This window comes from Pseudomonas sp. TWP3-1 (assembly GCF_049896625.1).
In the GTDB taxonomy this organism is placed as follows: domain Bacteria; phylum Pseudomonadota; class Gammaproteobacteria; order Pseudomonadales; family Pseudomonadaceae; genus Aquipseudomonas.
Genome location: NZ_JAFCUQ010000002.1, coordinates 1 through 11,488, shown reverse-complemented (window position 1 = coordinate 11,488; position 11,488 = coordinate 1). Strand labels below are relative to the sequence as shown.

Genomic DNA, 11,488 nt, shown 5'->3' with positions numbered 1-11,488 from the left:
GTGCCCGATGGTCACTGAAAGTGGGTAGAATGCGGTTTTTTTCCAGTTGCGGGGGTGCGCGTTGCGCGAAATCGTCCTGATTAACATCACGGGAGTCGACCGTCCGGGTCTGACTGCGGCCATTACCGGCGTTCTGGCCCAGGGTGGTGTGAACATCCTAGACATCGGTCAGGCGGTAATTCACGACACCTTGTCGTTTGGCATCCTCGTGGAAATCCCTGACTCCGAGCAAGGCAAGTCGGTGCTCAAGGACATCCTGTTCAAGGGCTACGAGCTGGATCAGCAAGTGCGCTTCACCCCGGTGTCCGAAGAGGATTACCAGCAATGGGTGGGCAATCAGGGCAAAAAGCGTCACATCGTCACCCTGCTGACGCGCAAAGTGACTGCCGGCCAACTGCAGGCTGTGAGCTCAATCACCGCCAAATACGGGCTGAACATCGACCATATCGACCGTTTGTCGGGACGCATGCCGCTGGACACTCCGGCTGACCAGGGCAAGGGCTGCATCGAGTTTTCCGTGCGTGGCGAAGCGGCTGATCCGCAGGCGCTGCGTGCCGAATTCCTCAGCGTGGCGCAGGAATTGAACGTCGATATCGCGTTCCAGGAAGATTCGCTGTTCCGCCGAAACCGCCGTCTGGCGGTATTCGACATGGACTCGACCCTGATCGAAGCCGAAGTCATCGATGAACTGGCCAAGGCCGCCGGCGTCGGCGACCAGGTCTCGGAAATCACCGAGCGGGCCATGGCCGGCGAACTGGATTTCCGTGCCAGTTTCAAAGAACGTCTGGCGCTGCTCAAAGGTCTGGACGTCGGCGTGCTCGATTCGATTGGCGCGTCGCTGCGTTTGACCGAAGGTGCGGAAACGCTGTTCGCTGAACTCAAGCGCCTCGGTTACAAGACGGCGATCCTGTCCGGCGGCTTCACCTATTTCGCCAAGCAATTGCAGGCCAAACTCGGCATTGACTATGTGTTCGCCAATGAACTGGAAGTGGTCGATGGCAAGGTCACGGGCGTCGCGGTGGAGCCGATTGTCGATGCACAGCGCAAGGCTGATCTGCTGAGAGAGCTGGCGCACAAGGAAGGCTTGCGTCTGGAGCAGACCATCGCGGTCGGCGACGGTGCGAATGATTTGCCGATGCTGGCGATTGCCGGGTTGGGTGTGGCGTTCCGCGCCAAGCCATTGGTCAAGCAGTCGGCGAAGCAGGCGATTTCGACCTTGGGGCTGGATGGCGTGTTGTATCTGCTGGGTTTTCGCGATCGTGACGGGCAGCTCTGAGATCTGAGCTGGCCTCTGTGGCGAGGGAGCTTGCTCCCGCTGGGTCGCGAAGCGGCCCCACTCTTCAATTCAAAGAAGGGGACTGCTGCGCAGTCCAGCGGGAGCAAGCTCCCTCGCCACATAATTCGTGTTTACGCTTTAAAGTGATTTCCACAACGAATCAAAATCCTCCTCGCTTGCGCCATTCTGCGCGGCCTCCAGCGAGCGATAGGCGAACTGATTGAAACTGTGCGTGCTCGACACCCGTCGATCCAGCCCCGCGCGGTGCTCCTCTCCCAAGGTATTGATCAACACCTTGCTGCCCTCCTGAAACGGCAAACGTGGCGCTAATAACGTCGTCGGCAAGTCAATCGCACTAATCTCCGGCAACAACAAACCCCGTAAGTACTGACTGTGATCATCCCTCGACCGCACAAGCTGCAACCCGCAGGGCTGGGCATGCGGTGCCACCAGTTCGATACCCATTTGCGTCCCGCCACCGCGCACCTGACGAATCCAGCGCACCACGGCAATGCTCCAGCCCTGACTGACCGTGTCCTGAATCCCGAGCATTTCCCCGGCCTGCAATTCGGCCGGTACTTCGTTCGGCCAACCCACGCAATACCCGCCGGGGCTGTGATTGAGCACCGGCAAGGCATAGGTCGGATAGTGCGCCGGGCTGTCGGCGTTGCCTTCGTTGTCGATCAGTTGTTCGTACTGAATTTCTTCGTAGGGCAAAAACTCATCGGTTTTGCTCTGCGGCGCGGCGTCGAACGCCTGACTCCAACTGTCCTTCTCGCCTTGGGTCACCGTTTGGCTGAAGTTCGCGGGGCGGGCGCCGGGATGTTTGAGCGTGTCGCTGAAGCTGCGTTCGCCGCCGAGGTAGAAGTGCAGGGCGCTCATGCCGACGCACACGGTCAGGCTGCCTTGGCCGACGGTGCGCTGAAAACTGCGCTCGGCGGCCTGACCCCAAGTCGCGTGCAGGTGTTGCAGGGTGTCGAGGCTCAGGCCATTCGGCACTGGCAGCGGCGTAGTCGTGTCCTGATGCAATAAATGCGCTTCGATGGCATTCACCAGCGGCTGCGGATCGAGACCGAGCAACCCCGGCAACTGCTCGCTGCGGAACATGCTGCGATAACGCGGACCTGCATCGATCTCCCACGAAATGGCGAACAAGCCGTCACCCGGATTGCCCGGATACAGCTTGAGCCAGCCACTCCACGGTTCCAGCACTTCGGCGAGGCGCGCGATCTGGTTCTGCCGTAGCTGATTGCAGCGCGCACTGCCGAGCAGCAGGGCGGCGATATAGGTTTGCTCAAGGCTCAGTTCGCCGGTCAGGCTGGCCAACTCGTCGCGCACCCGGCGATGTTGCAACTGCAAGCCGCATGCTGTGCGATACAACTGATGCAGCTCAAACCACAGATGCTCTGGCGCTGAGGTATATAGCTGAGTGGCGCGCACCAGTTGGCCCTTGAGCGCATGCGCCGCGCGTTGCAATGCCTCACTCACCAGCGCGGCGCGGTCCTTGGAATACTTCGGCGCAATGCGCATGACGATCTGCTTGTAGCCAATCGCCAGATGACTTTGCAGCGCCTGACACAGGTTACTGATCTTGCGCGAGCGCTCGTCCAGCACAATCGCCTGATGCAAAAAATGCCGCTCCAGATGCTGGCAGACGTAATAAACCTCGGGTCGCAACAGTTCCAGCAGATGCAGGCGATTGTCGCTAGGCGTGAGCAGTTGATTGAGTTCGCCCAGCCCCTGGTAGAGCTGGCGCGCGGTTTCGCCGATGTTGGCCTTGGGCAGTTGGGCGATCCAGCGCTTGAGGTCGCGCGGGGTAGCTTCACAGAAAGACAGGCGCAACTGCGTCGGAGTGGGGGCGCGTAGCGCGGGTTGGAATTTAGGCTCACTCATGCCGTGCAAGGCTCCGGCGGCGAATTGGGCATTGCTGGAAACTCTAGCAGTTGTGGTCTGGTTCGCCGGATATTGTCAGACATTCTAACCGTTGGTCTGCTGGCCGGATGCCAGTCGGCGAGCGCTACTAGGCTTTCAGGCGTGCGATCGGAAACGCACGGTTGCACGGCCTGCCGCTACTTCGGGCAGGTTTCGGAAAACTTCAAGGAGATGAGGTTCATGTCTAAATACGTAGTGGCAAATCAATGGGGCGGTAGTTCGGCACCTTGGCATCCGGGCGGAGACTGGGTGCTGGGCGCGCGGGACAACCAGAAAGTCGTCGCGATTGATATCAAGTCTGGCGATGGCGGCAAAAGCTTCACCGGCACCATGACTTACGCCGGCGAAGGTCCCATTGGCTTCAAGGCGCAACGCACCGGCCAGAACCAGTACACGGTCGAGAATCAGTGGGGCGGCAACGATGCTCCATGGCATCCGGGCGGCAAGTGGGTGATCGGCGGACGGGATAACCAGAACGTTATCGCGTTGAGCGTCACCTCGAGTGACGGCGGTAAAAACCTCAGCGGCACCAATACCTACGCCAACGAAGGGCCAATCGGCTTCCGTGGACAGATAGAGTAACGGCGCCACTCAGGTCGTGTCCGCCCCGGCGCAGACGTGCGCCGGGGCGGATCAACAGGCTCAGGCGCTTGGCAGTGCCAAGGCTTGACCCATTTGTACTGGCGCACCTGCGCCCAGTTCTTCAACCCATTTCACCTGATCCGGCCCGAACAGCACGATCGCGGTGGATCCCAGCTTGAAGCGACCGAGCTCCGCGCCTTTTTCCAGATGAATCGGCGCCCGCGCGGCTTCGTCGTAGCGGAAGGTTTTCAGTTCGCGCTTCGGCGGCGTGACCAGCCCGGCCCATACGGTTTCAATCGATGCCACGATCATCGCGCCCACCAGCACCACGGCCATCGGCCCACGCTCGGTGTCGAAAATGCACGCCACACGCTCGTTGCGCGCGAACAGCTCCGGGACGTTTTCCGCGGTGGTCTTGTTCACCGAGAAGATCCGGCCGGGGATGTAGACCATTTCGCGCAGGGTGCCGGCCAGCGGCATGTGCACGCGGTGGTAGTCCTTTGGCGACAGATAGACAGTGGCGAACTCGCCGCCCATGAACGGCGCGGCATTTGCCGCATCACCGCCGAGCAATTCCAGCACGCTGAAGCTGTGGCCCTTGGCCTGGAACACGCGGCCGTGTTCAATCGGACCGCGCTGGCTGATCGCGCCGTCGGCAGGGCTGAGGATCGCGCCCGGCGTCTGGTCCAGTGGACGTGCGCCGTCTTTCAGTGCGCGAGTGAAGAAGGCGTTGAAGTGCTCGTAAGCCGTCACGTCTTCAACCAGCGCCAGCGACATGTCCACTTGATAACGCTTGGCAAACCAGGTGGTGAAGGCATTCTTGAACCAGCGCACACGGCACTCGGCAACGCAGCCGGCGAGGCGCGACAGCAGGTGATGCGGCAGCAGGTATTGGCTGATGATAAATAAACGCTCTTTCATGACTGTCCTTGAAAATCCTTAAAGCTCGACGGGCGTGTCGGGGTGGTTGCCCCATTCGCCCCAGGAACCAGCGTAGCCCTTGACCCGCGGATAACCGAGGGATTTGGCCACCAGATAAGTGAAACCGGACCGGTGATGGGTCTGGCAGTGGGTAATGATTTCTTTGTCCTTGGTGATCCCGAGTTTCTCGAGGATCTGCGGCATGTCGCTGCGGATGCGCAACTGCTGGGCCTGATCCATGCCTGCCGTCCATTCGAAATTGACCGCGCCGGGGATGTGTCCAGCCTTGGCGGCGAGGACTTTTTCGCCCGAGTATTCCAGTGGTCCGCGCGCATCCCAGATCGCCAGATCGGCGGCGCCGAGACGGCTTTGCAAGTATTCGCGGGTGGCGGTCGGTTCGTCGTGCAGGGTCAGGGCTACGGGGCCGCCAACCGCAGGAGGAATCTGGATCGACATCGGCGAACCTTCCGCCAGCCATGCCGGCAGACCACCGTCGATGTAGTGATATTTGTCGTGACCGATCACGTCGAGCAGCCAGATGAAGCGCCCGGCCCAGCCGCCGCCCTCGTCGTCATAGACCACGTACACGGCGTCTTTGTGATGGCCGAGTTCGCCGAACAGTTCTTCGAGTTTTTCCTTGCTCGGCAGCAAGCCCGGCGCCGGCGGCTGGCCGAGCTGGGTGCGCTTGGGATCGACAAACCGCGCGCCGGGCAGATGCCCTTCGGCATAGCGCGCCGGGCTGGTCAGATCGACCAGAATCAGGTTGCGGGCGTCGAGGCGCGCGAGCAGGTCGCTCGGCTCGATCACCAGCGACAGGCCAGAGAAGTCAGACATGTGAGGTCTCCAGAGCACAAAGGGGAACGATTGTAGCTGTCATTGGCCGCGCTGGCTAAAGCTGTGCAGGGCTTTCTCGATGCACTGCGCGGTTTTGCCGAAGGCTTGCACGCTGATGTCGGCAAACGGCCCGCCGCCCTGATCGGCAACCACGATCATGATCACTCGACCGTTATTGACCAGTGAGCGCAGAAACAGATGCTCGCCACGAAACAGCGTACGCAGGCTCGGCGGCAGCAGCGCGGAAAACTGGGCGTTGTTCTCGGGGGTGATCCGTACCTGCGCCTGTTGTGCGAGCAGCCGTTGCAGGACCTTGCTCTGGCTGACGACAAAATTCAGCGCCGCTGCGTCCTTGGGCAAACCCGAGGTTTGATGCACGCGCAGATTGGAATGGGTGCGGTCGGCCATCAGGATCATCACGCGGCGCATGCCGCTGGCGACCAGTGCATCGCGCGCAGCGACGGTCAGGCTCATGGCATTGGTGAAGCGGCTTGGCTCGGCCAGCAGTTCGGCGCATTGCTTGCGCCACGCGCTCAAATCGTCGGCAGTCGGCGCGGCAGCGGGCAACATCCCGGCGGGCAGGCGTCGAACACCCAACGGCCACAGCAGCGCAACCGCCGGGTGCCACAGGTCCGGCATGGCGTGCTGACGGGCACTGTTGGCGGCTTGCTGGTGCAACTGTTGTTGCACCTCATCCATCGAGATCTGCAGATAGAGACTGGTCAGATATTGCCAGCGCTCACTGTGCGGACTGTCCCAAGCCTGTTGCGCCGACAGCGCCAGACCGTTGGCCAGCAGCACAGTGTTGGCCGGCTGATTGAGCCAGCGGCGCAGGGTCGGATCGTCGTCAAGGCGATTTTGCTGGCGCAACGGGTGATCGACATCCCGGGCGATGCGCAGCACTTTGACCAGTTCCCGTTGTTCACTGAGCAACAGTTTGTAGCCTTGCTGGACCCAGATCGGCAGACGCCAGATTTCGACCAGCGCCTCGGCGATCTTCAGCAGACGCACGCCAAACAACTGCTTTTCCACCGTGTGCGCCGATTCGCCCTTGTGGATAACCCGCAGCTCCCATTCTTCCAGCAACCTGGGGTGGGTCAGTGCCAATGGCCACAGCGGCGAGAGAAACAGCAAACTGCCCCAATGAATGTCCTGCCACAGCCGCGCCAGGCGACTGGCGAAAAAACCGTTGGCCTGTTGCGTGGCGTGCTGGCTGACCATCTGCAATTGGCGCAGGGCTTGGGGAATCTGTTTGTTGGGTTCTGCGGGCAGGCGTGCGAGCAGCTCTTCGGTGCGCGCCAGGCCGAGGCGATTAATCGCTACTTCGAGATTTTCCGCCGGTCCGCTCATGCTGCCGTGGGTGTGACGATTGGCCTCACGGATGATGCTCAAGGCTAACGCTGGGCTGTCCTGCATCAGATCGGCGATGTCGCGCAGCGAGCTGCGGTCATCGCGGATTGCCCGGCAAACCCGGTCATGCGCTTCTTGCGGCACTGGCAAGTGAACACTGTCGAGCAGCTTGACCCAGCCTTCGAGCGTGGTCGGTGTCGGGTGTGGGACGTTCGTTTCATTAGCCATGTCTGGACGGGATCTTCATCTGCTGTAGACGCGCCCGGCACGGGCTAAATTGGCTTTTCGCCTGAACTGGCTATAGTCTGGCGCAGTTTTGCCGATAAGTAGAAGAAGAGATTTTTTAACTTCCGAATATGACCTTGAACCCGACTTAAATAAGTACTTTCTACCTATGGCTAAAATTATCGGCATCATCGTCGTATTCGCGAGCGTGCTCGGCGGATACGTGCTTTCCCACGGCAAGATTGCTGCTCTGATCCAGCCTTTCGAGGTGTTGATCATCGGCGGTGCCGCGCTCGGCGCTTTCCTCCAGGCCAACCCCAGTTATATGACGATGCACGTGCTCAAGAAATCCCTGAGCATGTTCAGTTCGCGTTTCAGCCACACGTTCTACCTGGAAGTGCTGGGTCTGATTTACGAGATCCTCAACAAGAGCCGTCGCGAAGGCATGATGGCCATCGAGGGCGACATCGAAGATGCCGCTGCGAGCCCGATCTTCGCCAAGTACCCGGCAGTGCTCAAAGACGAACGCATGACCGCGTTCATCTGCGATTACCTGCGCATCATGTCCTCCGGCAACATGGCTCCGCACGAGCTGGAAGGCTTGTTCGACATGGAGCTGTACAGCCTCAAGGAAGATCTCGAGCATCCGTCCCACGCGGTCAACGGCATTGCCGACGCCATGCCCGGTTTCGGTATCGTCGCGGCGGTACTGGGTATCGTGGTAACCATGGCCTCCCTCGGTGAAGGCGATCAGAAGTCCATCGGTCTGCACGTAGGTGCGGCACTGGTCGGTACCTTCTTCGGTATTCTCGCGGCGTACGGTTTCTTCGGCCCGCTGGCGCATTCCCTGGCGCACGATGCCAAGGAAGAGCTGAACGTGTACGAAGCTATTAAAGCTTCGCTGGTGGCTTCGGCCTCCGGCATGCCGCCGTCGCTGGCCGTCGAGTTCGGGCGCAAGGTTCTGTACCCGGCGCACCGTCCAAGCTTCGCCGAGCTGGAACAAGCGGTTCGCGGTCGCTAAGTCATGGAAAATAACCAGCCGATAATCATCAAGCGCGTCAAGCGCATTGCTGCCGGGCATCACGGCGGGGCGTGGAAAATCGCCTTCGCCGACTTCGCCACGGCGATGATGGCGTTCTTCCTGGTGTTGTGGCTGCTGTCCACCGCGACCCCGGAACAGAAGATCGCGATCGCCGGCTACTTCAAAGACCCGGTCGGTTTCTCCGAGAGCGGCACGCCGTACATCATCGACCTGGGCGGCACGCCGACCCTGGCGCCGGAAAACACCCTCAACCCTGAGGTGAAGTCCCAGCCGCAACCGGACAAGGTCACGGTCGATACCGAGCAAGTTGAAGGCATGGCCGAAATGGTCGAGAAGGAACGCCTGGAACTGCTGCTGCAAGAATTGCAGAACAAGGTCGACGAGAACCCGCAGCTACAGAAATTCAAGGATCAGATCCTGTTCGAAATCACCCCGAACGGTTTGCGCATCCAGATCATGGACGCAGAAAACCGGCCGATGTTCGACTCAGGTTCTGCGCGTCTGAAGCCGTACTTCGAAGACATCCTGCTGGCCATGGCTGACACCATCAAAGCAGTGCCGAACAAGATCAGCATCAGCGGCCACACCGATGCCAAGCCTTACACTGGCAGCGGTGATTTCGGTAACTGGGAGCTTTCGGCCAACCGTGCCAACGCTGCACGCCGCGCGCTGATTGCCGGCAGTTATCCGGATGCGCAAGTGGCGCGTGTTGTCGGTTACGCCTCGTCGGCGCTTTTCGACAAGGAAAACCCGTTCAACCCGGTCAACCGCCGCATCGACATCGTGGTGCTGACCAAGAAGGCTCAGGCGGCCATCGAAGGTGCACAAGGTGCCGACGCCGCGAAGCCGGCAGAAGACGGCCAGAACGGCGCGGCTCCGGCCACCCCGGTCGACCCGAACGCCCTGCCGGCCGATCAGCAACCGGTGCCAGCGCACGAGTTGCGCGAACGGTTGAACCTGTTCGACGACGCGGCGCCGAAGCCGGGTGACCCAGCCAAACCGGCTGAACCGCCCAAGCAATAACCCGCAAAAAAGCCACGACATTCGTGGCTTTTTTGTGTGTGCCTGCGTCACTCACTGCACAACGTTTCTTTGAATCATGGAAGATCAGTAATGGAAAGACTCAAGTCTTATTTTCAGCGGCATGGCAACGCGCCTTTCAAATTCGGTGAGGGGCGGGTCAGCGGCTATATCTCCGCGACTCTCGGCCTGTTGAGCCTGCTGGCGGTGTTGTGCTTTCTGTTCCCTGAGTGGTTGACCACCGCCGAACTGCGCAAGGTCTACGACGAGCAGTTCGCGCGCACGACCTTGCTGCTCGGGCTGGTGCTGTCGTTCAGCCTCGGCACGCTGAACATTCTGCTGAACAAGCGCAAACGCCTGGGGATCACCGGGTTGGTTGCATCGGGCCTGGCGGTGTTTCTCGGCGGCACCGATGTGCAGATCAACGCGATCGGCCAGACGCCTTATTCGCTGGGGCTGGACTGGTTCGTCCTGGCCTTGCTGGTGTCTGCCATCGTCTTCATTCCGCTGGAAAAGCTCTACTCCAAGGATCCCCAGCAGAACATCCTGCGCCCACACTGGCGCACCGATCTGACCTACTTTTTCGTCAGCCATATGCTGGTGCAATTCATCCTGATCTTCATCACCGCATCGTCGAGTTACGTCGCCGGTTGGGCGATGTCGCCGGACTTGCAGGCGAGCGTGCAGAGCTTGCCGATTGTGCTGCAATTTTTCCTCGCGGTGCTGGTGGCCGACCTTGGCCAATACTGGCTGCATCGCCTGTATCACGTGGTGCCGTGGCTGTGGCGCGTGCACGCCGTGCATCACTCGAGCACGCACATGGACTGGCTCGCCGGTTCGCGCGTGCACTTCATTGAAATCCTGCTGACCCGAACCGGCGTGCTGGTGCCGTTGATGCTGCTGGGCTTCGCGCCGCAAGCATTGAATGCCTATGTAATCCTCGTCGGCGTGCAGGCAGTGCTGGCCCATGCCAACGTGCGGATTGATGGCGGCTGGCTGAACTACGTGATCGTGCTGCCGCGCTATCACCATTGGCACCACGCGCGGCACAAGGATTACATCTACAAGAACTACGCGATCCACACGCCGCTGGTGGACATGCTGTTCGGCACGTTCAAGCTGCCGCCGAAGGAGTGGCCGGTGCGTTATGGCGTGTTTGGCAAGGAGTTGCCCGGCGGGATAGTGCGTCAGCATCTGTATGCGTTTCAGAAACCGGAGCCTAAATAAATCGGGGTTGGTGTGAAAAATCCGCGGTGATCGCGGCTTTTTCTAATGGTCGTTGAATGACTTTTTTCGTACAGGACGAATTCTCTCTGCTTGCCTCAAGCGGCCTGGAAGGCCCCCTGGCGAATGCTGGTTATCACGTGTTGCGAAATGGATTCGAAGAAAGGGAGTGTCAACTGTGAGTGAGTTAATTCCGGCGAATATTATCCAGACGGTTTATGTGCATCCTGATGAGGAGTACATCAAACCATTCGGTAAGGTCTGGAAGCTGATGGAGTCGAGTACAGCGTGGATGTCCGCCGTTATTGTCGTGGGTACCGTGCTCGCGAATGTGTTTGGACGGTCTGCATTTTCCGATCCTGTTGTTTACGTGCTGCTCGGTGTGGTGGCCGTTGTTGTGTTTGTGATAGTGATCATCAAACTGGTAGAAAAATCGGAGGCTAACGCTCAAGTCGATACCGACAGTCCTGACGAAGGCAATGTGCGCGTAGGCTTTGATGCGTTGGGTGTCACGGTCGAGAAACAGATGGGTTCAGAGCGTTATTCCAGCGTGATACCCCGCTCGGACATCAAAGCCATTTCCGGCTATGTTCAGCATGGCTGGCTAGGTTTGCGCGATCGCGGCGTGGTCATTGAGCGAAATGACGGCGCGCAATTTCGTTTTGTTTTGTCTCTGAAGAAGTCCGAGTTGAGTGATTTTTTGAGTGAGTTTGAATTGTCGCTCGGCAGGCTCGAATACCCGGTAGTGGCGTCGAGAAAGCTTCAGGTCTGACTGAAGGGGTCTCAGTACTGGGTGTTTATGTCACGGCTTGGGGTTTGAGGCACTTGGGGCACCGGGTCAAATCACAGGAGAAGAGCATCGCCAAGCAGGCTCCCAAAACTGCCGTCCGACTGATTTTGAGGTGTTTGGGGGAACAACCGAAAAACAAAAGCCGCAGTCAGCTGCGGCTTTTTTGTATCTTTTGTCTCGTCCTGAATAAGGTTTACACCTTCTGACCTTTTATCAGGAGGGTGCAATGGATACGGGCTCGAAACGCAGTCAGCGCGATTACACGCTGACTTTTAAATTGGCAGTTGTCGAT

The 11,488-nt window shown here is 59.5% G+C and carries 10 protein-coding genes; 6 read left to right on the top strand and 4 right to left on the bottom strand.

Translation table 11 applies throughout. The annotated features are described in order from the left end of the window. The first annotated feature begins 61 nt into the window (after window positions 1–61). Window positions 62–1,276 carry a phosphoserine phosphatase SerB gene (gene serB / locus ACP7BN_RS03260; protein ID WP_420646996.1) on the top strand — a complete coding sequence of 405 codons (1,215 nt, stop codon included), beginning with the start codon at window positions 62–64 and terminating at the stop codon, window positions 1,274–1,276. Window positions 1,277–1,414: 138 nt separating this feature from the next. Here the strand turns inward: serB and ACP7BN_RS03255 are convergent, their stop codons facing one another. Then, window positions 1,415–3,169, bottom strand: coding sequence for a molecular chaperone (locus ACP7BN_RS03255; RefSeq protein ID WP_426201605.1), 1,755 nt, complete (start codon window positions 3,167–3,169; stop codon window positions 1,415–1,417). A gap of 219 nt (window positions 3,170–3,388) precedes the next feature. On the opposite strand from ACP7BN_RS03255, the gene ACP7BN_RS03250 reads away from it, so the two are divergent. Then, window positions 3,389–3,790, top strand: coding sequence for a lectin OAA family protein (locus tag ACP7BN_RS03250; RefSeq protein WP_420646998.1), 402 nt, complete (start codon window positions 3,389–3,391; stop codon window positions 3,788–3,790). 60 nt (window positions 3,791–3,850) lie between these two features. Here ACP7BN_RS03250 and asd read toward each other — a convergent pair whose 3' ends face one another. From asd to ACP7BN_RS03235, 3 genes are read right to left on the bottom strand one after another with little or no spacing between them, the layout of a single operon-like run. Further along, window positions 3,851–4,711 (bottom strand): archaetidylserine decarboxylase, encoded by an 861-nt coding sequence (asd, locus tag ACP7BN_RS03245; RefSeq protein ID WP_426201603.1) that lies wholly within the window; start codon window positions 4,709–4,711, stop codon window positions 3,851–3,853. An 18-nt stretch (window positions 4,712–4,729) separates the two neighbouring features. Further along, window positions 4,730–5,545 (bottom strand): rhodanese-like domain-containing protein, encoded by an 816-nt coding sequence (locus tag ACP7BN_RS03240; protein WP_426201602.1) that lies wholly within the window; start codon window positions 5,543–5,545, stop codon window positions 4,730–4,732. Window positions 5,546–5,584: 39 nt separating this feature from the next. Beyond that, window positions 5,585–7,123, bottom strand: coding sequence for an HDOD domain-containing protein (locus ACP7BN_RS03235; protein WP_426201600.1), 1,539 nt, complete (start codon window positions 7,121–7,123; stop codon window positions 5,585–5,587). A gap of 166 nt (window positions 7,124–7,289) precedes the next feature. On the opposite strand from ACP7BN_RS03235, the gene motA reads away from it, so the two are divergent. The 4 genes from motA (at window position 7,290) to ACP7BN_RS03215 (ending at window position 11,178) form a co-directional block, all read left to right on the top strand. Further along, window positions 7,290–8,141: a flagellar motor stator protein MotA gene (gene motA, locus ACP7BN_RS03230; RefSeq protein ID WP_095187344.1), complete on the top strand. Its 852-nt coding sequence runs from the start codon at window positions 7,290–7,292 to the stop codon at window positions 8,139–8,141. A 3-nt stretch (window positions 8,142–8,144) separates the two neighbouring features. After that, on the top strand, window positions 8,145–9,185 hold the full coding sequence (gene motB / locus ACP7BN_RS03225) for a flagellar motor protein MotB (protein WP_426201598.1): 1,041 nt from the start codon (window positions 8,145–8,147) through the stop codon (window positions 9,183–9,185). 90 nt (window positions 9,186–9,275) lie between these two features. After that, window positions 9,276–10,409, top strand: a complete 1,134-nt coding sequence (locus tag ACP7BN_RS03220) for a sterol desaturase family protein (RefSeq protein WP_426201596.1) — start codon at window positions 9,276–9,278, stop codon at window positions 10,407–10,409. Window positions 10,410–10,584: 175 nt separating this feature from the next. Next, window positions 10,585–11,178 carry a hypothetical protein gene (locus tag ACP7BN_RS03215; protein WP_426201594.1) on the top strand — a complete coding sequence of 198 codons (594 nt, stop codon included), beginning with the start codon at window positions 10,585–10,587 and terminating at the stop codon, window positions 11,176–11,178. Window positions 11,179–11,488: the final 310 nt, after the last annotated feature.

Excerpts from the sequence above, each read along its gene's own strand:
- ACP7BN_RS03250 (WP_420646998.1), top strand. The coding sequence starts at position 3,389 with ATGTCTAAATACGTAGTGGCAAATCAATGGGGCGGTAGTTCGGCACCT.
- ACP7BN_RS03240 (WP_426201602.1), bottom strand. The coding sequence starts at position 5,545 with ATGTCTGACTTCTCTGGCCTGTCGCTGGTGATCGAGCCGAGCGACCTG.
- ACP7BN_RS03220 (WP_426201596.1), top strand. The coding sequence starts at position 9,276 with ATGGAAAGACTCAAGTCTTATTTTCAGCGGCATGGCAACGCGCCTTTC.
- ACP7BN_RS03255 (WP_426201605.1), bottom strand. The coding sequence starts at position 3,169 with ATGAGTGAGCCTAAATTCCAACCCGCGCTACGCGCCCCCACTCCGACG.
- asd (WP_426201603.1), bottom strand. The coding sequence starts at position 4,711 with ATGAAAGAGCGTTTATTTATCATCAGCCAATACCTGCTGCCGCATCAC.
- motA (WP_095187344.1), top strand. The coding sequence starts at position 7,290 with ATGGCTAAAATTATCGGCATCATCGTCGTATTCGCGAGCGTGCTCGGC.
- motB (WP_426201598.1), top strand. The coding sequence starts at position 8,145 with ATGGAAAATAACCAGCCGATAATCATCAAGCGCGTCAAGCGCATTGCT.
- ACP7BN_RS03235 (WP_426201600.1), bottom strand. The coding sequence starts at position 7,123 with ATGGCTAATGAAACGAACGTCCCACACCCGACACCGACCACGCTCGAA.